Below are 21,442 nucleotides of genomic sequence, written 5' to 3' on the forward strand. Positions count from 1 at the left end.
GCGCCGTGATGGTGGGTCGGCGGCCGGGGTGGCCCGCGCGCCGTGCGGGCGGGCGGGTGAGCGTCAAAAGGGGTTGTCGGGGCGGGCCGAGGTCCGCCGCGGCTGCGGGCGGGCTCCCCGGGGATGCGGGGAGCCCGGCCCGGGCGGTGCTACTTCAGGCCGGCGGTGGCGCAGGCGGCGGCGTAGTCCGCGGTGCAGATGTCGGCGGCCTTGTAGAGGCCGTCGGCGATGACGGTGTCGTTGATGTTGGCCTTGGTGACGACCTTGGGGTCGAGCAGCTTGGCCGGGATGCCCTTGTCGGTGGCGCTGTCGACGCTGGCGGTCGCGACGGTCTTGACGTCCTTGCCCTGCAGGAGGTCGACGGCCAGTTCGGCAGCGCTGTCGGCGAGCGGCTTGTAGGCCTTGTAGATCGTGTAGGCCTGGTCGCCGTTGACGATGCGCTGGATGGCGTCGAGGCCGGCGTCCTGGCCGCCGACCGGGACCTTGATGCCCGCACCCTGGAGCTGGGTGATGATGGCGCCCGCCATGCCGTCGTTGGCGGAGTAGACGGCCTGGAAGCCGTCCTTGCCGAACTGGGTGATCGCGGCACCGATCTTCTGACCGGCGACGGTGGGCTTCCACTCGCCCGACTGCTCGTAGACGACCTTCTTCACCTTGCCGTCGAGCACCTTGTGCGCGCCGGACTTGAACTGGCCGGCGTTCGGGTCTGCGTCGTCGCCGTTGATCATGACGATGTTGGCGTCGGCGGCCTGCGCGCCGAGCGCGTCGACCAGGGCCTGGCCCTGGAGTTCGCCGACCTTCTCGTTGTCGAAGGAGGCGTAGGCGGCGACCGGGCCGGTGGCCAGGCGGTCGTAGGCGACGACCTTGACGCCCTTGGCGGCGGCCTCCTTGACCCAGGACTGGGTGGAGGTGGCGTCGAACGCGTCGAGGACGATCACCTTCACGCCCTGGGCTATCAGGGTGTCGAACTGCTGCTTCTGCTTGGCGGCGCTGCCCTCGGCGTTGTTGTAGAGCACCTTGCAGTCCGCGCACAGGGCCTTGACCTTGGCCTCGATGAACGGCTTGTCGAAGGACTCGTAGCGGGTCGAGGACGCGTTCTCGGGCAGCAGCAGACCGATCGACTTGGTGTCACCACCCGCGGCGGAGTCCTTCTTGTCGCCGCCGGCCTTGCCGCAGGCGGCCATGGACAGGGCCATCGAGACGGCTGCGGTGGCGATAACGGCGCGACGCATCGTTGCGTTCATGTGGGGGTGCCTCCCTGACGTCGCCGCGACGGTGCGGCGGAGTGGGAGGGAGTCAACCCGCAGATGTCAGATGGAGTCAAGAAGTAAATCCAAGACGAGATCATGTTGGCTTTTTTGTTATCTTCCTGAACGCATGAAGCGCCGGGTTCTGCACCCGTGAACACGCAGAGAAGCATGAACGGGACTATCGGTGACGAAATCGACTGCAGGCCGGGCGGACTGCCGGAGGCGCTCCGCGGGCTGGGTGCCCTGGGTGCGGAGCGGCTTCCTACGGGGCTGGTGCGTTCAAGATGTGTCGACCGGGGTATAGTCCGCGGGTCGGCTACGGACTCAGCCGAGGAAGCCCCGTCGGGCAGGCATCTGCCCTGACCCGCGCTGCCGGCCCGACTCGCCTGCCCGGAAGGCTTTCTGGCGGAACGTCAGCGGCGGCTCGCGTGAATGGCTCGGCCCGTCAGTCGCGGAGCCGCCGGGCCCGGAGGTACTCGCGGCCGAGCAGGCGCAGCGCGGCGGCCTTGGCGGGGCTCGCGGAGCGGCGGAGCAGCGCGCCCAGGTCGGCGCGGGCGGCGGCGCTGATGAGCTCGTCCACCCCGAGGAGGCAGCGGACCATCGGCCGGTGGGCGGGCGGCACCAGCTCGATGACGGCCCTGCCCTCGGCGAGTGTGCGGTCGGCCCGGTCGAGCAGGTCGCCGAGCAGCGTCCGGACGGCCGGCAGGTCGCGGGCCTGTTCCAGGTCGGCCCGGGTGACGCCGTGCTCGCGCAGGGTCTGCTCGGGGACCGTCAGCCGGCCCTCGGCCAGGTCCTCCGCGAGGTCGTTGACGAAGTCGAGCCGCTGGGCGCCGTCGATGTAGGTGCGGCAGGCGGCGCGGAAGACCGCCTGGTCGCCGGCCGGGCCGAGCAGGCCGGCGACGACCATGAAGCCGGGCAGCGAGTACCCGTCCACGTACGCCTGGTACTCCGCCTCGGTGGCGAACCCGGTGAAGTCGAGGTCCGCGTCCGCCGCGGCGAGGAAGTCCAGGACGCGCTCGCGCAGGGCGGGGTGCGCGCCGACGCTGTTCAGCAGGGGGCGCAGCTCGGGGTCGTCGGTGCGGCCGGCGGCAAGGCTCTCGGTGACGTCCCGCTGCCAGCGGGCGGACGCCGCCCGGCGCTGCGCGAGGGGGCCGCTGTCGAGCAGGGTGTCGGTGCGGTGCATGAAGGCGGCCGCCGCGATCACGTGCGGGACCGTGCGGTCCGGCAGCAGCAGGCCGGCCGCCAGGGTGACCTCCCGCTTGTACCGGGTGACCTGTTCCCGCTGCCGGCCGTAGTCGGCCCGCAGTCCGGGGTCCTGCACGCCGGCGGCGTCCAGCGCCCGCTCCCACCTGCCCACTCGGTCCACCCAATCACTTGTTCGATCGGGGCCGAGCGTAGTCGGTGGGAGCCGGGCGTCCTATTCGAGACGCCACCCGAGACGGTCGCCACCCGAGGCGCCGAACGCCCAGGGGCCGAACGCCCGGGGACCGGACGGTCAGCGCTGGCGGATCGTGGAGAAGCCGCAGGCGGGGGTGCAGAGGGTGACGATGCCGCTGTAGCGGTAGGTGGTGCGGCCCTTGGTGACGCTGTGGACGGTGACCTTCTCCCGCAGGTTCAGTTCCCGGCAGCGCGGGCAGGCCGCGCTGACCGGCTTGCCCCAGGGGCGGTTCGGGTCCAGCTTGCTGTAGGAGACCACCATCAGGACGACGGCGAGGCCGGCGCCGCCGAAGCCGATGTACCGCCACACGCTGCTCGAGGACTCCCGGCGGTCGATCATCTCGTCGTAGGAGTAGGTGCCCCCGCCGCCGTGGTTGGACCAGATCCGGCACTCGCTGTCCCGGGTCATGGTCTTGCCGTCGCAGGTCGGCGCGGAGTTCGGGTCCGACTTCCCGACCACCAGCGCCAGGAAGAGGCCGACTGCGGCCAGCAGGCCCAGCACGACCACGGCGGTGGTCCGGCTACGGCCGGTGTGCAGCCGTTTGCGCTCGTTGTACGCCGTATCGATCACTGCCTGGGCCATGTTGCCCCCGTCGACCGCCACCACGTGTCTCCTGTTGTCCGGATGTCCGTACGGCTCGCGTCCCGAACCGCATACCCGCTCGGCGAGGGGGCGACACGAACCCACCATGATCAACGCGTGTTCGCACCCGATTCGGAAAGGTTGTGACCTTTCAGTTATCGGCCGTGACCGAGGCCAGGTAGGCGGCGGCCTTCGCCGGGTCGAGGAACCACCGCTCCACGTCCGCCGGATCGTTGAAGTTGTTGGCGAACCGGTCGGCCACGGCCGGGTGTTCGCCCGCCGCGACGAGCAGGTCGAGGACGTGCGGGGGCGGCGGGGCGAGCATCGCGTTGGTCCAGGTGGTGACCGGGCCCGCGGTCTCCCAGAAGCCGTCGAAGGCGGCCTGCTGGAAGTCGCGGTCGAAGGGCTTGTCGCCGTGGGCGAGGATCGCCGCCAGGTAGCCCGCCGCGCACTTGGCGGCGTTGTTGGCGCCCTGCCCGGTGATCGGGTCGTTGGTGACGACCACGTCCGCCACGCCCAGTACCGTGCTGCCGCCGGGCAGTTCGCCGACCGGGTGGCGGACCACCGGGGTGAAGCGCCCGGCCAGGGTGGCGCCGGCGTCGGTGAGTTCGACGCCGGACCGCGCCCGGTCGTACTCCCAAGGGGTGAAGGTCTTCATCAACTCCAGGGTCACCCGCAGGTGTTCCGCCGGGTCGCGGATCCCGTCGAAGGCGTCCGCCGGTCCGCCCGGCACGGCCTCCCAGAGCAGGATGTCGCAGGGCCCCGACACGGTCAGGGCCGGCATCACGAACAGCTCGGCGATACCGGGCACCACGTTGCAGCGCACCGCCGGGAAGTCGTGCTCGGGGCGCGGCGCGAGCCCGTGCACGTAGGCGGCGGCCAGCGCGCGCTGCGGCCGCTCGTGCGGCGAGCGCGCGTGGTCGCGCTCGAACAGCGAGCCCAGCGGGCCCTTGCCGGAGGCGATCAGCACCAGGTCGTACGAGCCGGCCAGGTGCTGCAGGTCGGCGGCGGTCACCTTGCGCAGCTCCACCCGGCCGCCGCGTTCGGCGAAGGTCTCCAGCCAGGCGGACATCTTCAGCCGCTGGTCGACGGAGTGCGCGGAGGCGTCCAGCCGTCCGACCCAGTCGATCACCCGTGCCGACTCCGGCCCAGTCACGGACACCCCGACGCCCTCGATCCGGGGCGCCTCGTCGGCCCACAGGTCCAGGCCGAGGGCGCGTTCGGTGCGCAGCGCGGAGTCGAACATGCACTGGGAGGAGAGCACCCGCCCGGCCCGCACCTCCTCCGCGCTGCGGTCCGTCAGCACCGTCACGTCGTAGCCGTGGGACTGCAGCCCCAGGGCCAGTTGGAGTCCGGCCTGCCCGGCGCCGACGATCAGAACTCTGCGCATCGCCCCTGCTCTCCTGCTGGCACGTCCCGGTGGTGGTACGTCCCGGCATCGCGTACGTCCCGGCTCGGCGGCCGGCTCCGCCCGGTTACCCAGTGGCCTGGATACCAGTCATCGGCGCGCGCGTCCACGGGCCGAGCAGGGACCGTACGCAACGCCGGGGGGGTCCGCCGGGGTCCGCCGGGATCCGGCTCCAAGCCGCCTGACACAATCCGATCATGCGAACAGCGGAGGTGGACTGGGACGACGTCCGGCGGCGGGCGCTCGCCCTGCGGGCGATGCGGGAAGCCGAACAGGGCGGTCCGCGTCCTCCCCTTCCGCCGCCGCTGACCGAGGGCCACATCCGGGAGGCCGAGGAACAGTTCGGCCTCGCCCTCCCCGCCGACTACCGCCGGTACCTGCTGCACGTCAGCGCGGGCAGCGAGCACAACCGCATCCGCGAGCTGCACCGCTCCGACCACGGCTGGCGCTGGCGGGGTGACCACGACACCCTCCTCGCCCGGCTCGGCACCCCGTTCCCCGACCACGACACCGCCCTCGCCGCCGAGGAGGAGGTCTGGGACCGCGCTCCGAAGGAGGAGGACCACGCCGACCCCGCCGCCTTCGCCGCCGCGCACGCCGCCTGGAGCGAGGAGGCGGAGGCCGCCGCCGAGGCCCGCGTCAGCGGGGCGGTCTTCCTGGTCGCGGGCGGCTGCAGCTTCTCCACCCTGCTCGTGGTCAGCGGCCCGCAGCGCGGCACGATGTGGTTCGACGGCCGGGGCACCTGCGACCGCCTCAACCCGCTGCTCACCGACGACGACCGCCCGGCGACCTTCACCGAGTGGTACCTCGACGACCTCGCGCACGCGGAGCGCCCCGACTCGCCGGAGAAGCGGGCCCACACCCCGATCTCCGGCCGCTGGTTCGACGACTGGCGGCAGTACCGCTCGTAGACGCCCCTCCTGAAACGCCGCCACGAACCCGCCGCCACGAACCCGCCTTTACGAAACCGCCGCGCGCCCGGCCACCAACTGGTCGCCCAACGCGCTGCGCCGGTACAGGACGTGCCGCCCGTCGCGGGCCCGGGCGACCAGGCCCGCCGCGTACAGGACCCGCAGGTGCTGGGAGACGGCGCTCGGCGTGACCCGCAGCCGGCGGGCGACCTCCACGGTGGCCGACGGCTCCGCCAGCAGAACCAGCAGCCGGGCGCGCGGCGCGCCGAGCAGCGCGGCCAGGGCTGACGGGCCGGTCGGGGAGGCCAGGCCGGTCAGGCCGCGCAGCCCGATCAGGCCCTCGGCCGGCGGGGAGTCCCACAGGGTGGCCACGCCCCGGCTCGGGTAGACCAGGCTCGGCGGCTCCTCCGGGCTGAGCGGCGGCGCGGGCTTGTGCGCGAACACGGACGGTATGAGCAGCAGCCCCCGGCCCGCCGCCGCGACACGGTGCCGGCTGATCATCCGGTCGATGTGCAGCACGCCGCCTCGCCAGCGCAGGTCCGGGTGCATGTCGGCGAACAGCAGGCGGGCGCCGCCGAGGGCGAGCCGCCGAGCCCGGTACGTCATGTCCGCCTCCAGCACCAGGCGCATCGTCGGCCACTCCGGCGCGATCGCCGACTCCCAGTACCGGCGCAGGAGTTCGCACAGGGCGTCGCGCAGCCCGGCGACCGCGTCGTCATCGCCCTCCGCCGCGACCCGCAGGGCCTCCGGCACCGGGTCCGGTGCGTGCGTCAGCAGCAGGTCGCGGCGGACCAGGGCCGGGGAGGTCCGGCGCACGACCGACAGCTCGTCCTCGAAGCCCGGCGCGAAACTCCCGGGAATCGGCGTCAGGAAGTCGGGGACGGTGCGCCGGCGGGCGACCAGGGACATCAGCAGCCCGGCGTCGAGCGCCCCCAGCCGGCCGAGGACCGACCTGCGCCACGGCAGGTGCAGCGCCGACAACCCGGGGTCCTGCAGCACCCGCAGGCTCAGCACGGCCTCGTGCAGCGGCGACAGCGCGAACCGGGTGTCCGCGAGGTCCTCGACGTCGAGTACGAAGCTGATCATCAAGCACCACGCTACATCGATTGGCGGCGCCACGACGATGCCGTGCACTGGCGCCATGACACCGACGACTCGGCTCACAACTCCCGTACGGCGCACCGTCGCCGGAGCCCCCGCGCGGGGTGACGGATGACCCGCCGACTGGTCCTGCTGCTGTCCGTCACCTGCGCCGTCGCGGTCGGCAACCTCTACTTCCCGCAGGCCGTCGGCCCGCTGATCGCCGCCGGACTGCACGTCCCCCCGGACGCGGCGGCCCTCGTCGTCACCGCCACCCAGCTCGGCTACACCGCCGGAATCGTCCTGCTCGTCCCGCTCGGTGACCGGCTCCCCCACCGCCCGCTCCTCGTCACCCTGCTCACCCTCACCGGACTGGCCCTGCTCGCCGCGGGCTGCGCGCCGACCCTGCCCGTCCTGGTCGCGGCGAGTGCCGCCGTCGGCCTCACCACGGTCGCCGCCCAGATCGTCGGGACGCTCGCGGCCGGCCTGGCGGGCCCCGACCGCCAGGGAAGGGTGACCGGCGCCCTGCTCAGCGGGTCCACCGGCGGCATGCTGCTGGCCCGCACGTTCAGCGGCACCCTCGGCGAGTGGCTGGGCTGGCGGGCCCCCTACCTGGCCGCCGCCGCCCTCACCCTGCTCCTCGCCGCTGTCCTGGCCCGCACCGTCCCGGCCACCGCCCCCACCTCCCACGCGCCGTACCCGGCCCTGCTCGCCGCACCGCTGCGCCTGCTGCGCGACGAGTCCGAGCTGCGCCGCTCCTGCGTCTACCAGGCGAGCGTCTTCGCCGGGTTCTCCGCCGTCTGGACCTGCCTGTCCCTCCTGCTCACCGGCCCCACGTACGGGCTGGACGCCCGGGCGGTCGGCGGGCTCGCCCTGGTCGGCGCGGCCACCGTGCTCTGCACCCCGTACGCCGGCCGGCTGGTGGACCGCCACGGCCCCGACCCCGTGAACCTGGTCTGCCTGCTCGGTGTCCTCGCCTCCGCCGCCGTCCTCACCGCGGGCGGCCGGGGCGGCCCGCTCGGCCTGGCCGCCCTGACCGTCGGCACCCTGCTGCTCGACGTGGCGATGCAGTGCGGCATGGTCGCCGGCCAGACCCGGGTCAACGCCCTGCGGCCGAAGGCCCGAGGCCGCCTCAGAACCGCCTACATGACCTGCGCCTACCTGGGCGGCAGCGCAGGCTCCTGGCTCGGCGTCCGGGTGTGGAACCGGACCGGCTGGTGGGGCGTGTGCACACTCCTCGCCGGACTCGCCACCCTCGCCCTGGCCCGCCACCTCGCGGCGGTACGCGGCGCGGGCCGCACCCGGTCACCTGCCGACGGTGAGCAGCGGTGCCTGACCCGATGACGGACGGACGCGCCCCGACCCCGCGGCAGCGCCGACACCCCGTCCCACCCCGGCCACCCCTTCGCCCGGCGACCCGCCGCCTCAGCCCGAGACCAGCCGGCGCCCGGTGATCTCCTGCGGGCGGATCCGGACCCAGCACGGCCGGTCGCCGCCCGCCCACGGTGCCGCGCCGGGCAGGCCGGCCAGGCGTTCCAACTCGTCCGGGTCGTCCACGTAGTGCGCCGGGCCGAGGGCGAGCACGCTCCAGCCGCGGCCGAGGTACTCGTCGATGTGGTCGACCTCGAAGGAGACCACGGCGCCCTCGTCCGGGGCGGTGCCCGCGTGCGCGCCGGTGCGGTAGGCGAAGGAGGCCCGGTCGACGACGTAGTTGACGGGCAGGACCTGCGGTCCCGGCTCGACTGGCAGGCCGATCCGGCCGATACCGTGGGTGCCGACGAGCTCCCAGCATTCGGCTTCGGTGAGGTTCTGCAGCCGGGGGCGCGGGCCGGGGCCGCCCTGTCCGGGCGGAGAGTCGGTGCGGCCCTCCAGGATTTCGGCCCGGCTGCTGCCGAGGGCGGCAGCGATCCGCAGGAACCCTCCGGGGTCGAACACGGGCCCGGCTTCGAGCAGGTGCCGCAGGTAGCGGGGGGCCATCGCGGCCCGGCGCGCCAGGTCCTCCTCGCTCAGGCCGAGTTGCTCGCGCCGTTCGGTGATCCGGCGGGCCACGGCGGCGGCATCGGGGGTGTCGTTCACGGTGGTGACTCCTCGGCTGGCCGGGGCCGTCGGGTTGGCCAGGGCGCACCCATCCAAGCGTCCGGCCTGCGGCAAGTCGAGCAACAGCGCGGCCCCGTGCGTGTCGGTGAGCACCGTCGACGGCCCCGGGTTCCGACCTCGATCCCGGTCGCGGTCCCGGGTTCCGACCTCGATCCCGCGGGCCCGCACCGGGCCGGCAGCAGACCGCCACCCCGACCGGCCACCGTCCGCTAAAGATCTGTCAAAACCGCTGTGCACACGCCTGTCACCCCTCCCTCCCCCGGCGCATACTGTCCTGCGCGGCTCGCAGCGCGCGACAGGGCCCATCCGGTCCCGGCCCGGCTGCGCCGCGACGGGGGAGGTCGAAATCGTGGCAGTGGTCGTGATCGTGGTCGTGGTGCTCCTGCTCTGGCTGATGACCGGCGTGCGGGTGGTGCAGCAGTACGAGCGCGGTGTGGTCTTCCGGCTCGGGCGGGTGCGCGAGCAGGTCCGCGAGCCGGGCGTCACCCTGCTGATGCCGGTGCTGGAGCGGATGCGCAAGGTCAACGTGCAGGTCATCACCATGCCGGTGCCCGCGCAGGAGGGCATCACCAAGGACAACGTCTCGGTCAGCGTCGACGCGGTGCTGTACTTCCGCGTGATCGACCCGATCAGGGCCACCGTGGACGTGCAGAACTACGCCTTCGCCATGCTGCAGGTCGCCCAGACCTCGCTGCGTTCCATCATCGGCAAGAGCGAGCTGGACGACCTGCTCTCCGGCCGGGAGAACCTGCACCAGGGGCTGGAGGTCATGCTGGAGAGCCCGGCCACCGGCTGGGGCGTGCACATCGACCGGGTGGAGATCAAGGACGTCAGCCTGCCCGACTCGATGAAGCGCTCGATGGCCCGCCAGGCGGAGGCCGACCGCGAGCGCCGGGCCCGGATCATCACCGCCGACGGCGAGTTCCAGGCCGCGGCCAAGCTCTCCGAGGCGGCCGCCAAGATGGCCGAGACCCCGGCGGCGATGCAGCTGCGGCTGCTGCAGACGGTGGTCGAGGTGGCGGCGGAGAAGAACTCGACGCTGGTGCTGCCGTTCCCGGTGGAGCTGCTGCGCTTCTTCGAGGCCTCCGCCGCCCGGATCGCCGACGGCTCGGCCGGCACGGACGGCACAGGCGGCTCGGACGCCTCGGCCGTCAGGGCCCCGGCCCAGCCGCCCGCCGTTCCGGCGCAGCCCTCGGCCGACGGGAGCTGACCGCGCGCTGCCCGACCGGTGACCGGGCGGGCGGCCCGCGCCGCCAGCCCGGTCACCGGTCGTCGCCGTCATAGCTTGTCTCTATGACCTCATAGACCGGAACCGACTACACCCCCGTCCCACCACCGGGTTGGCTGCAAGGGTCCAGACCACCTCCCGCTGCGCCCGACCGGAGGGACCGCCCGTCATGCCCCGCCCGATCAGAGTCGCGATCGTCGGTGCCGGCCCCGCCGGCATCTACGCCGCCGACGCCCTGCTGAAGTCCGACGCCGCCCAGACGCCCGGCGTCTCGATCGACCTGTTCGAGCGGATGCCCGCCCCGTTCGGCCTGATCCGCTACGGCGTCGCGCCCGACCACCCGCGCATCAAGGGCATCGTGTCGGCCCTGCACCAGGTGCTCGACAAGCCGCAGGTCCGCCTGTTCGGCAACGTCGACTACCCGTCCGACCTCGCCCTGGACGACCTGCACCGGTTCTACGACGCCGTCGTCTTCGCCACCGGCGCGACGGCCGACCGCCCGCTGGACCTGCCCGGCATCGAGCTGGACGGCTCCTACGGCGCGGCCGACTTCGTCTCCTGGTACGACGGCCACCCGGACGTGCCGCGCAACTGGCCGCTGGAGGCCGAGAAGGTCGCGGTGCTCGGCGTCGGCAACGTCGCACTGGACGTCGCCCGGATCCTCGCCAAGACCGCCGACGAGCTGCTGCCCACCGAGATCCCCGGGAACGTCCACGAGGGCCTGCGGCACAACCGCGCCCGCGAGGTGCACGTCTTCGGCCGCCGCGGCCCGGCCCAGGCCAAGTTCAGCCCGATGGAGCTGCGCGAGCTGGACCACTCCCCGACCATCGAGGTGATCGTCAACCCCGAGGACATCGAGTACGACGCCGGCTCGATCGCCGAGCGCCGCGCGGTCAAGCACGTCGACCTGGTCGCGGCGACGCTGGAGAACTGGGCGATCCGCGACGTCGGGGACCGCCCGCACCGGATCTTCCTGCACTTCTTCGAGTCCCCCGTGGAGGTCGTCGGCGAGGACGGCCGGGTGGTCGGGCTGCGCACCGAGCGCACCGAGCTGGACGGCACCGGCAACGTGCGCGGCACCGGCCGCTTCACCGACTGGGACGTGCAGGCGGTCTACCGGGCCGTCGGCTACTACTCCGACGAGCTGCCCAAGCTGCCCTTCGACCCGGTCTCGGGCACCGTCCCGCACACGGCCGGCCGGGTCGAGGACGGCGACGGCTCGCACCGCTCCGCCACGTACGTCACCGGCTGGATCAAGCGCGGCCCGGTCGGCCTGATCGGCCACACCAAGGGCGACGCCAACGAGACGGTCGCCTGCCTGCTGGACGACCACGCGGCCGGCCGTCTGCCCGGCGCCGTCGAGCCGGACCCGGCGGCAGTCGAGGAGCACCTGCGCGGCCAGGGCGTCCGGTACACCACCTGGGCGGGCTGGCAGCTGCTCGACGCCCACGAGCGCGCGCTCGGCGAGGCCGAGGGCCGCGAGCGGGTGAAGGTCGTCGAGCGCGAGGAGATGCTCCGCCACAGCGGGGCGTGAACGCGGCCCGCGCCTTCACCGAAAATCCCGGGAATTACCCCGGAACGAGCACCAGGCCGATAACCGGATGGGCACCGGCCCGATTCCGGCCGATTCCGGGGCCGGAATTCCGGGGGCTGCTGCCGATCGTCCTACCCGCGCCCGTCACGGACGGACGATCGGCAGCAGCACCTCGTCGACGATCTCCTCCGGATCGAGCTGCACCGCGTCCCCGCCGCACATCTTGATCCGGTACAGCATCAGTGCCGGCACCAGGTCGGTGACCAGCGGGGTGACCGCCCCGGGGCGGACCTCGCCGCGTGCGGCGCCGTGGTCCAGCACCTCGGCCATCAGCGCGGTCGTCGGCTCGACCACCCGCTCGAACACGATCTCCACGAAGGCGTGCGCCCGCTGGTGGTCGAGCTCGCTCATGATCGCCCGGACGGCGGCGCCCAGCTCGCTGAACATCGCGGCGCGCAGCCTGGCCACCACCTCCAGCAGGTCCCCGCGCAGGCTGCCGGTGTCGGGGGCCGACGCGCCGGGCGGCAGGCTGTTCCGCAGCGCGTCCATGACCAGTTCCTCCTTGGAGGACCAGCGGCGGTAGAGCGCGGCCTTCCCGGTCTGCGCAGCGGCGGCCACCCCCTCCATGGTCAGCCGGGCGTAGCCGTCGGTGGTGAGCTGCTGGAGGACCGCCTCGTAGATGGCGCTCTCCAACGCCTCGCCGCGTCGCCGCAGCGGGGCGCCCGTCACCGGTCCTCGCACGGCATCCGTATCAGCGGTCATGGCTGCGCACCTTCTTCAGTCGCCCTTCCTCGATCCCACCGGTACACACATTCTCCCGCGCCGTCGTTCTCCGATCCGCCAGTATCCGCGAATGGTGAAAGGCGCTCGGCCGCCCAAGCAATGGCGAATGCGTTTTCTCCCTCACGGGCCCACTGTCACGGGCCTACTGTCACGGGCCTACTGTCACGGGCCTACTGTCGATGTTAGTGAACGAACCCGTTCCCTCCCACCCCCTCCGCCTTTGCACCCTTGCACCGAGTTCCCAAGTAGCCGAGTTGCAAAGGATGTTCGCCCCGCTACGCTTCCAGAAGAGGCTCCCGCGGTTGCCCGGGCCCGGCCGTCCGCCGAGTCGCCCCCAGCGCACCGCACCCGCGCCGCACCCGCGCCGAACCCACCCCCCGACCGGAACGCGGGGGTGTCCCGTGCAACGCAGCGGCACCCGGCCGCGGAGGTGCCGGACACCAGACCAGCCACCGCCCGCACCGGCATCATGCACGGTGACCGTCCTCGCGCTCAGCGGGACCGGGACAGGACCCTCGCCCCATGCGGATGGGGCAGGACCGGCGGTGGCATGGAGGAGCAGGTCGGAGCGGCCGGCCTGCGGAACCCACCGTGGAGGTCACCATGACCGACAGAACGGTCGGCACGGCGCTGATGGCGGCCGGTGCGGCCGCGCTCTTCGCCGCCGTGAGCCTCGCCGCAGCCGCCCGGGCGTGCAGGTGCCCGGTCAGGAGCGTCGAGAGCGTCAAGGGCAGCCGCAGGCCGAAGCCGCGGCCCCACCTCGGGCACGGTCACGGCGGCGGCCCGGCCAAGCCCCATTGCCCCAATCCGCCGAACTGCAATTGATTCCGTTGTCAACCCTTGTGCTCCTTAGATCCCCCGCAGGTCCCGCCCCCGGCCGACCGCCCGTCGCGCCGGGGGCGGTGGCGTACCACCGAAGGGGCGTCCGCGCTCAGCCGCCCGCGGGCCGGCGCGGGAGGACCGCGTGCACCCGGGTGCCGCGGCCCAGGGCGTCGACGGTGCAGCTGCCGCCGATCTCCGCGGCCCGCTCGGACATCGACCGCAGTCCCACCCCCGGGTGCGCCGGGCCACTGCGGCCCGGGCCCTGCCCGTCGTCCTCGACGACGAGTTCCAGCGCCCCGGCGTCCACCCGGACGGACACCGTGGCGCTGCTCGCCCGGGCGTGCCGCAGCACGTTGTTGAGCGCCTCCGCGGTGATCCGGTAGACGGCGACCTCCACGGCGGCGGGCAGCTCCGGCAGCGGATCCGGCTCCAGCCGGGCGGTGACGGCGAGGTCGGCGCCGCTGAAGGTCTCCGCGAGCCGGTCCAGCGCCCGGGACAGTCCGTAGTCGCCCAGCGCGGTGGGCCCGAGCCGGTCGGTGACCCGCCGGACCTCCCGGACCGCCGAGGCGAGGTCGTCCGCGACCCGCTCCAGCGCGCCGGAGAACAGCGCCGGGTCGTCCACCGCGGCCGCCCCCTGCAGCCGCAGCCGCAGGCCGGCCAGCAGCGGGCCGAGTCCGTCGTGGATGTCGCGGCGCAGCTGGCGGCGCTCCTCCTCGCGGGCCGCGACGATCTGCTCGCGGCTCGCCCGGAGGTCCTCCATCAGCTGGAGGGAGGCGACGGCGGGCGCGGCCTGGTCGGCGAGCGAGCGCAGGATGTCGCGGTCGCTGTCGTCGAGGGTCTGCTGGCCGGGGCGCGGGGCGACGGTGAGCCGTCCGATCTCGGCGCCCCGGTGGACCAGGGCGAAGCCCTCGCCGCGGCCGGAGCGGTCCCCGACAGCGGCCAGCGGGCGTTCGCCGCCACGGGTGGAGACGGTCAACGCCACACCGGACAGCCGGAGTTCGTCACTGACCGTGGCGCACAGCACGGCCGGCACGTCCTGCGGGTCGACGGTCTGGCTGACCCGTCCGGCGAGGCTGCGCAGCACCTGGTACGGCTGGGCGCGCGCGCCGTAGTACCAGCGGTCGACGACGCCGGAGGCCCAGCCCACGCCCCGCGGCAGGCCGGCCGCGAGCAGGAAGACGAGGGCGACCAGCAGCAGCGCCCCGGCACCGCGCCGCCCGGGCATCAGCATGGTGGAGAGCACACAGGCCACCAGCACGAACACCACGACCAGTCCGGCGGCGATCAGCAGGCCGACCAGGACCCGCCGGGCCGCCCGGTCGAGCCGCCAGGAGCCGTCCCGGACGACGACGGCGGCCAGGGTGAGCGTCCACAGCGCGGAGGCCACCGCGAAGGCGACGTACGAGGGCGTGCTCTGGTCGTCGAAGTAGTAGCCGAGTTCGGCGCCGCCCCACAGCAGGTAGACGCCGAGGGCGAGCAGGACGTTCTGCCGGCGCCGCTTGGGCACCCCCCGGGTGCGGGCGAGCGGGACCAGGATCACCAGGACGGTCAGCACCACGAACACGACGAGCTGGGTGAGGTGCATCCGGTCGTTGAACGTCCGCAGCCACTCGGCGACGGTGCTGCCGGCGAGCGGGTTGGGCCGGCCGAACACCGTGGGCTGGTAGACGTAGTAGCCGGCCTGGGGCAGCATCCACAGGGCCAGGGCGCCGATCGCGTACCACCACCGGCGGCTCGGCAGGGTCCCGTACGGCAGCCACAGTGGCAGCGCGTGCCAGATGGTGCCGCTGACGGTGTATCCGGCCGACACCAGGACCACCACGGCTCCGACGACCCGCGAGTCGCCCACCTCGCCCCAGACCGGGGCCTGGGCGGCGAGCGGCACGATCAGCGCCGTCCCGTACGCGAGCAGCACCCAGCCGAGCTGGTTGCCCGGGCGGTGCGCGTGCAGCAGCACCCCGCCCGCGACGGCGGCGAGGCCGTAGCCCAGGACCGCCAGGTGGTGGGCGGGTTGGGAGATCCCGGGGACGCCCTGGTGGCTCAGGACGTAGCCGATCCACAGACCCCCGGCCACCAGGCAGACGACGGCGCACAGACCCGCCATGGCCAGTTGCCGCTCCGCCGGGCCGGACCGGGGCCGCCCCCAGGCTCTCCGCGCACTCTCCGCAGCCATGAGCACCCTTTCCTCTCCGCGACCCACCGGATGCCAGCAGTCTCCTGCACCCGGTGTCCCGGGCACATGAGGCAGTGGCCCCGGCGGGGCGCGGCACCCCGGACGGGGGCCGAGGGGGTGGTCTCCGCCGGCGCCTACAGGCTCAGGTCGACGGCGAGACAGTTGTAGAACGTCCAGGAGCCTTCGGGGTTGTACGGGTCGCCTGCCTGGCCGCCCGGCCCGGTGTCCACCCCTTCGGTCATGTCCTCGAAGCGGATGCGCTCGGGCAGGCTGCCGTAGCGCGCGTGCCGCGCTTCGGCGGCGGGGTCGCGGGCGAGGTCATCGTTCATCCGCTCAGCGTGCGCCTTGATACATCACCTGTCAAGGTGGTGACGCTTCCGGGGTGCCCGCTCGCCGAGCCGGCCGGACACACGTGTTTGACCGATTCCCCACTCTCCGAGGCCCTGCCTGAGGCATCGTTACCCGGGGCGGGCCACGGCGGACTCGTTCACGACACACTCGTCCACCCACACGAAGAGCAGTGCGAAGGAGAACGTTCATGGTCAACCCGGACACGGCCGGCCAGGGCCTCGCGCAGGAGACGGTGTCGGCGGCGCTCGACCGCGCCGCCGCGACCGCCCACCTCAACGCGTTCATCACACTCGACGCCGAGGGGGCACTCGCCGAGGCGGCCCGTCACGACACCCGGCGCGATGCTCGGGGTGACCAGGAGGGGCAGGCCCACTGGTGCCTCGTCGTCAAGGACAACATCCATGTCGCGGGACTGCCCAACACCGCGGGCACCCCCGCGCTCAAGGGCTTCGTCCCCGACGCCGACGCGCCGGTGGTCCGATCCCTGCGCGCGGCGGGGGCGATCGTCCTCGGCAAGACGAACATGCACGAGCTGGCCCTGGGTGCCACCTCCTGCAACCACACCTTCGGCGCCGTCGGCAACGCCACCGACCCGGCCCTGTTCGCGGGCGGCAGCAGCGGCGGTACGGCCGCGGCGGTGGCGGCGGGCGTCGCGGAGGCCGGGCTCGGCACCGACACCGGCGGTTCCATGACCATCCCGGCCGCCCTCAACGGGATCTACGGCCTGCGCCCCAGCGCCGGGCGCTACCCCTCGGCGGGTCTCACGCCACTGTGCCCCACGCGGGACACGCCCGGTCCGATGGCGAACACCCTCGACCGCCTCCTGACGCTGGACACCCTCCTCACCGGGGAGACCGGGAGTCCGCAGGACCCGGAACGCCCGCTCCGGCTGGGCCTGCCGAGGCACGTGTTCACCGAGGACCTGGAGGGCCCCGTCCGGGACGCCTGGGAGGCGGCCGTCGACCGTCTCGCCGCGGCGGGGCACACCTGGGTCCCCGTGGACACGGCACACCTGGTCGCGCACGACTCCCGGATCGGATTCCCGCTCGTCTTCGGCGAGTTCGCCGCCGCTCTCGGCCGCTACCTCGAGGAACACCGCGCCGGGCTCACGCCGGCCGACGTCCTCGACACGGCGGGCGACCCGGTCATGGCGGAGACGCTCCGGGCGACCGCCCTGCCCAGCGGCCCGGGGCACCCGGGGCCCGCCGCGCTGCAGGGGGCGCTCGCGCAGCGGCAAGCGATGCAGGCGGCCTACGCGGACCTGTTCGCGGCCGACGGTCTGGACGCGATCCTCAGCCCCACCGTCCCGGTATGCGCCCGGCCGCTGCGCCGCTTCGAGGACTCCCTCCCCCTCAACGGGCAGGACGCGCCCACGTTCTTCACCCTGATCCGCAACACCTCCCCCGCGGCCACGGCCGGTCTGCCCTCGGTGACGGTTCCGCTTCCCGTCACCGCGTCCCCGCCGGTCGGACTGCAGCTGATCGGGCGTCGGATGGCCGACCGGGACCTGCTGTCGGTGGCCGTGCGGGTCGACGCCCGCCTGCGGCACGGGTAGCCGGCCCGACCCGTCACCACCTTGACAGGTGACTCGACGCCACGACAAACTCATCACCAGTCAGAGCGGTGACGGGTCGGCGCGTCCGGCCCGTCCACTGCCGAAATGTCCGAAAGGGGTTTGTCGTGGTGAGCATCAAGGGTGGACGCAAGCGAGTAGTGACGGGTGCGGTCTCGGCGCTCACGGCGGGTCTCGCGCTCTGCGCGCTCACCCTCCCGAGCTCCGCCAGCGGCGCGACCGGCGCCGCCGAGGCCGACGGCTTCGGCGGCCGCGCCAAGCCGACCATCGTCCTGGAGCACGGCGCCTTCGCCGACGGCTCCAGCTGGAACGCCGTCGTCGCCGAACTGCGCGCCGACGGCTACCCCGTGGTCGCCGCCGCCAACCCGCTGCGCGGTCCGGCCTCCGACGCCGCCGCCCTGCGTACCGTCCTCGACCACATCAAGGGCCCGAAGATCCTCGCCGGACACTCCTACGGCGGCAACGTCATCAGCGAGGCCGCCACCGACGACCCCGACGTCAGGGCCCTCGTCTACGTGGCCGCCTTCCTGCCCGCCCCCGGCGAGACCGCCCTGGAGCTCACCGGCAAGTACCCGGGCTCCACCCTCCCCGACGCCCTCGACCCCGTCACCTACCGGCAGGGTGACGGCAGCACCGGCACCGACCTGTACATCCGGCAGGACAAGTTCCGCCACCAGTTCGCCGCCGACGTCCCCGCCGGCCAGGCCGCGCTGATGGCCGCCGAACAGCGCCCGATCGCCCAGGCCGCGCTGGAGGAGAAGGCCACCAGCGCCGCCTGGCAGACCAAGCCCAGCTGGTCCATCGTCACCACGCGCGACCTCAACATCCCCGCCGCGGTGCAGCGTTACATGGCCGAGCGGGCCCACGCCCACACCACCGAGGTGGCCGCCTCGCACTCCGTCGCCGTCTCCCACCCCCGCCTCGTCGCGGACGTCATCGAGCAGGCCGCCCGCGCCACCTCCCGCTGACCCGCCCCACGCCCGGTCCCGCCGCCCAGTACCGCCGGAAACGGCCGTACTGGGCGCAGCCGTACGGCGGGCCGCAGCGGGTCGCGACGGGTCGCACCGGGCCGCGGCGGCTTCGGGCAGCACACATGTGTCTCGCCCCGGGCGCGGCCGGAGGCTGCGCCACCCGAATATGTTGGCCTGTACCAGGTGACGGAACACCTGCGGGACATCTAGTCTCTTGCGTCAGGGTGGCGGACATGTGTCGGACGACCACCGGCTCGGAAGACCACGCAGCGTGTGGACGAAGACGCGTCGGCGGGTGTCAGTCGCCGCGGCGCGAAGGATGTGGGGAACGTTGGAATCGATCGACCGGACCATGGTCGGCCGCGCACACGAGCAGGAGGTGCTGTCCGACTTCGTGACGGCCTCCGGGGGCCGGGCCCTCGTCCTGCGGGGTGACACGGGAGTGGGAAAGAGCACCCTGCTGGACCACGTCGCCGACCTCGCGTCGGGCCGACGGCTCAGCGAGGAGCACGCCAAGGAGCACGGCGAGGATCCCGGCCAGCGGCACCGGGTGATCAGGGCGGTCGGGGTCGAGGCCGAGTGGGAGCTGCCGTTCGCCGGCCTGCACCAGTTCCTCTACCCGCTGCTCCCCGACATGGACCGGCTGGACGACGGCCACCGGGCGGTCCTGGACGTCGTGTTCGGCCGGAGCGAGGGGCCGCCGCCCTCGGTCATGACCCTCGGCATCGCCGTCCTCGACCTGCTCTCCCTCGCGGCCTCGCGGCGGCCCCTCCTGCTGGTGCTCGACGACGGCCAGTGGCTGGACACCCCGAGCACCGAGGTGTGCGGGTTCGTGGGGCGACGGCTCACCGGCAGTTCGGTGAAGCTCGTCGTCGGCCTGCGTTCCGACGTGCCCTCCGGCTTCGACACGGCCGCGCTGCCCCGACTGCCGGTGACCACGCTGTCGGAGCGCGCCTCGGAGGAGCTCCTGGACCTGCACCACCCCGGCCTGGACCCCCTGGTCCGCCGCCTGGTCCTGGACGAGGCCCAGGGGAACCCGCTGGCGCTGCTGGAACTGCCGCCCCACGTGCTGCGCAGCGGCCGACCGGCCGGCGACCGCGCAGAGCCGTTCGGGTACGCCGGCATCCCTTTGCCCCGGCGCCTGCAGCAGGTGTACGGCGCCCGCATCGAGGCGCTGGGTGGGGCCGTGCGCGCGGAGCTGCTGCGCGGTGCCCTGGACGGCGCCGGTGCGGGCACGGCGGGTGCGGCCGGCAACTCCCGCCGTACCCGCTATCGGATGACGGACGCCGCCGAGGCCGCGGACGGCGGGCTGCTGGACGTCGACCCGTTCAGCGGCGACCTGGTCTTCCGGCACCCGCTGGTGCGGTCGACGGTCGTCCAGCTGGCGACCCCCAACGAGCGGCGCGCGGCGCACGCGGTCCTCGCGCGGGTGCACCGCGAGGACGTGGAACGGCACGCCCTGCACCTGGCGGCCTCGATGGTCGACCCGGACGAGCGGGTCGCGGCCGCGCTGGAGGCCGCCGCCGACTCCGCGACCCGGCGCGGCAGCGCGGTGGCCGCCGTGGCCTGGCTGACCCGGGCGGCGGAGCTGAGCGAGGGTCACCGGGAGCGATCCCGGCGGCTGGGCGACGCGTCGTTCATCGCCGGTCACGCCGGTCTGCTGGACCGGGCCCAGCAGCTCGTCCGCTCGGACGGCGCGGCCGGGACGGGCGAGTCGCCGGCATCGGTGGTCGCGTCGGCCTACGTCGCGCTGTACGAGGACGGGGACGTGCGCTCCTCGCGGCGCCAGGTCCTGGCGGCGATCGAGGGCGTCCGCGACGGCGGGGTGCGGGAGCCGAGCGAGGCGCTCGCCCGGCTGGTCAACCTGCTCCTGGCCATCAACCAGTACGCGGGCGACGAGACGGCGTGGGAGCGGACCCACGAACTCCTCGGCTCGCTGGGCGACCTGGTGTCCGCCAACTCCCGGATCTACCAGGACGCGTGGGGCGACGTGGTCCGGCGCGGGGCCGGGGTGCGGGCGCGGGTGGAGCGGGAGTTCGCCGACCTCGGCAGGCTCGAGCCGTGGGACATCAGCCGGCTGTCCGTCGCCGCGTACCACGTGGACACCCTCAGCCAGTACCGGCCGCACCTGCAGCGCACCGTCGACCGCGAGGTGGAGACCGGCGCCATGGTGTCCGGCATGACCATGCTGCACCTGATCATGCTCGACCAGATCGCCGTCGGTGAGTGGGACGAGGCCGAGCGGACCGGAGAGCGCGGACTGCGGCTGACGACGGCGCACGGGCACGCCCTCTTCGCTCATCACACCCGCGCGTACCTCGGCCTGCTGGCCGCGCTGCAGGGCCGGGCGGAGCGCGCGCGGGAGCTCCAGGCCGCCGTCGACGCCTGGGCCCGCCCGCGCGGCGTCGGCTTCCTCACCCAGATAGCCGACGCGATCGGCACCACCGCCGCCCTCGGCGAGGGCGACTACGAGGCCGCCTACCTCCACGCCATCGGCATCACGCCCCCCGGCTCCTTCGCGCCCTACGCCCACCAGGCCTCTCGCACGCTCCTCGACCTCGTCGAGGCGGCGCTGCACACCGGCCGCTCCAAGCAGGCCCGTCGGCACGCGCTCGCCGCCCGCGAGGCCGACCTGCCCGACATCTCGCCCCGCCTCGCCGTCATCACCCACGGCGCGCTCGCCATGACCGCCACCGACCCGGCCGAGGCCGCCGAGATGTACCGTCGCGCCGAAAGCCACCCGGCCGCGCCCGGCTTCCCGTTCGAACTCGCCCGCATCCGCCTCGCCCACGGCGTCCGCCTGCGCCACTCCCAGGGGCGGAAGGCGGCCCGACCGGCGCTGACCCTCGCCGCCGAGGCGTTCGAACGGCTCGGTGCGGCCGCCTGGGCCGAGCGCGCCCGGGTCGAACTGCGCGCCGCCGGCGCCTCCCCGCTCGCCTCCTCGACCCATCTCGCGGCCCTGACCTGGCAGGAACGCCGGATCGCGGACCTCGCCGCCGGCGGTCTCACCAACAAGGAGATCGGCGCCCGGATGCACCTGTCGCCGCGCACGGTCAGCTCCCACCTCTACCGCGTGTTCCCCAAACTGGGCATCACCTCCCGGGCCGCCCTGCGCGACGCCCTGGGCACGCTGCCCGACGAGCGGAACGCGTGAACTCCAGCATCGCCCGGACGGGGGCCGCGGACGACAGTCGAATGACTGAAGATCGACGGTCGACTTACCTATGTACGGCGACGCCGG

The 21,442-nt window shown here is 73.6% G+C and carries 17 protein-coding genes; 8 read left to right on the top strand and 9 right to left on the bottom strand.

The genetic code is table 11. The features are described from left to right. Positions 1 to 149: 149 nt before the first annotated feature. The 4 genes from ACZ52R_RS33080 to ACZ52R_RS33095 form a co-directional block, all read right to left on the bottom strand. On the bottom strand, positions 150 to 1,244 hold the full coding sequence (locus tag ACZ52R_RS33080; protein WP_360501968.1) for a sugar ABC transporter substrate-binding protein: 1,095 nt from the start codon (positions 1,242 to 1,244) through the stop codon (positions 150 to 152). A 451-nt stretch (positions 1,245 to 1,695) separates the two neighbouring features. Next, positions 1,696 to 2,607 (bottom strand): phytoene/squalene synthase family protein, encoded by a 912-nt coding sequence (locus tag ACZ52R_RS33085; protein WP_465754684.1) that lies wholly within the window; start codon positions 2,605 to 2,607, stop codon positions 1,696 to 1,698. 138 nt (positions 2,608 to 2,745) lie between these two features. Next, complete coding sequence (locus ACZ52R_RS33090) at positions 2,746 to 3,291, bottom strand: hypothetical protein (RefSeq protein WP_360501963.1); 546 nt, start codon at positions 3,289 to 3,291, stop codon at positions 2,746 to 2,748. A gap of 130 nt (positions 3,292 to 3,421) precedes the next feature. Beyond that, positions 3,422 to 4,660, bottom strand: a complete 1,239-nt coding sequence (locus ACZ52R_RS33095; protein WP_465754685.1) for a styrene monooxygenase/indole monooxygenase family protein — start codon at positions 4,658 to 4,660, stop codon at positions 3,422 to 3,424. Positions 4,661 to 4,875: 215 nt separating this feature from the next. Between ACZ52R_RS33095 and ACZ52R_RS33100 the strand changes: the two genes are divergently transcribed. Further along, a complete protein-coding gene (locus ACZ52R_RS33100; protein ID WP_465754686.1) occupies positions 4,876 to 5,589 on the top strand; it encodes an SMI1/KNR4 family protein in 714 nt (237 codons plus the stop codon). A 48-nt stretch (positions 5,590 to 5,637) separates the two neighbouring features. On the opposite strand, the gene ACZ52R_RS33105 is transcribed toward ACZ52R_RS33100, so the two are convergent. Then, positions 5,638 to 6,675, bottom strand: a complete 1,038-nt coding sequence (locus ACZ52R_RS33105; protein WP_465754687.1) for an ArsR/SmtB family transcription factor — start codon at positions 6,673 to 6,675, stop codon at positions 5,638 to 5,640. A gap of 126 nt (positions 6,676 to 6,801) precedes the next feature. Here ACZ52R_RS33105 and ACZ52R_RS33110 point away from each other — a divergent pair, with 126 nt between their 5' ends. Further along, positions 6,802 to 8,013 carry an MFS transporter gene (locus tag ACZ52R_RS33110; protein ID WP_465754688.1) on the top strand — a complete coding sequence of 404 codons (1,212 nt, stop codon included), beginning with the start codon at positions 6,802 to 6,804 and terminating at the stop codon, positions 8,011 to 8,013. Positions 8,014 to 8,094: 81 nt separating this feature from the next. Here the strand turns inward: ACZ52R_RS33110 and ACZ52R_RS33115 are convergent, their stop codons facing one another. Next, positions 8,095 to 8,745, bottom strand: a complete 651-nt coding sequence (locus tag ACZ52R_RS33115) for a helix-turn-helix domain-containing protein (RefSeq protein WP_465614901.1) — start codon at positions 8,743 to 8,745, stop codon at positions 8,095 to 8,097. 415 nt (positions 8,746 to 9,160) lie between these two features. On the opposite strand from ACZ52R_RS33115, the gene ACZ52R_RS33120 reads away from it, so the two are divergent. Then, entirely contained in the window at positions 9,161 to 9,976 is an 816-nt protein-coding gene (locus ACZ52R_RS33120; protein ID WP_360502020.1) for a slipin family protein, read from the top strand. A gap of 187 nt (positions 9,977 to 10,163) precedes the next feature. Beyond that, positions 10,164 to 11,528 carry an FAD-dependent oxidoreductase gene (locus tag ACZ52R_RS33125; RefSeq protein ID WP_360501950.1) on the top strand — a complete coding sequence of 455 codons (1,365 nt, stop codon included), beginning with the start codon at positions 10,164 to 10,166 and terminating at the stop codon, positions 11,526 to 11,528. Between the two features lie 144 nt (positions 11,529 to 11,672). On the opposite strand, the gene ACZ52R_RS33130 is transcribed toward ACZ52R_RS33125, so the two are convergent. Continuing rightward, positions 11,673 to 12,290 carry a TetR-like C-terminal domain-containing protein gene (locus tag ACZ52R_RS33130; RefSeq protein ID WP_465614900.1) on the bottom strand — a complete coding sequence of 206 codons (618 nt, stop codon included), beginning with the start codon at positions 12,288 to 12,290 and terminating at the stop codon, positions 11,673 to 11,675. 624 nt (positions 12,291 to 12,914) lie between these two features. Between ACZ52R_RS33130 and ACZ52R_RS33135 the strand changes: the two genes are divergently transcribed. Continuing rightward, positions 12,915 to 13,136 carry a hypothetical protein gene (locus tag ACZ52R_RS33135; protein WP_360501944.1) on the top strand — a complete coding sequence of 74 codons (222 nt, stop codon included), beginning with the start codon at positions 12,915 to 12,917 and terminating at the stop codon, positions 13,134 to 13,136. Positions 13,137 to 13,242: 106 nt separating this feature from the next. Here the strand turns inward: ACZ52R_RS33135 and ACZ52R_RS33140 are convergent, their stop codons facing one another. Beyond that, entirely contained in the window at positions 13,243 to 15,306 is a 2,064-nt protein-coding gene (locus ACZ52R_RS33140) for a sensor histidine kinase (protein ID WP_465660613.1), read from the bottom strand. Positions 15,307 to 15,440: 134 nt separating this feature from the next. Then, positions 15,441 to 15,635 carry a hypothetical protein gene (locus ACZ52R_RS33145; protein WP_465614898.1) on the bottom strand — a complete coding sequence of 65 codons (195 nt, stop codon included), beginning with the start codon at positions 15,633 to 15,635 and terminating at the stop codon, positions 15,441 to 15,443. A gap of 209 nt (positions 15,636 to 15,844) precedes the next feature. Between ACZ52R_RS33145 and ACZ52R_RS33150 the strand changes: the two genes are divergently transcribed. The 3 genes from ACZ52R_RS33150 (at position 15,845) to ACZ52R_RS33160 (ending at position 21,355) form a co-directional block, all read left to right on the top strand. Beyond that, positions 15,845 to 17,212, top strand: coding sequence for an amidase family protein (locus tag ACZ52R_RS33150; protein WP_465754689.1), 1,368 nt, complete (start codon positions 15,845 to 15,847; stop codon positions 17,210 to 17,212). A gap of 125 nt (positions 17,213 to 17,337) precedes the next feature. Continuing rightward, complete coding sequence (locus ACZ52R_RS33155) at positions 17,338 to 18,198, top strand: alpha/beta fold hydrolase (RefSeq protein ID WP_465754690.1); 861 nt, start codon at positions 17,338 to 17,340, stop codon at positions 18,196 to 18,198. Between the two features lie 355 nt (positions 18,199 to 18,553). Then, positions 18,554 to 21,355 carry a helix-turn-helix transcriptional regulator gene (locus ACZ52R_RS33160; RefSeq protein ID WP_465754704.1) on the top strand — a complete coding sequence of 934 codons (2,802 nt, stop codon included), beginning with the start codon at positions 18,554 to 18,556 and terminating at the stop codon, positions 21,353 to 21,355. The last annotated feature ends 87 nt before the right edge of the window (positions 21,356 to 21,442 follow it).

Source organism: Kitasatospora sp. NPDC034023 (assembly GCF_055575795.1).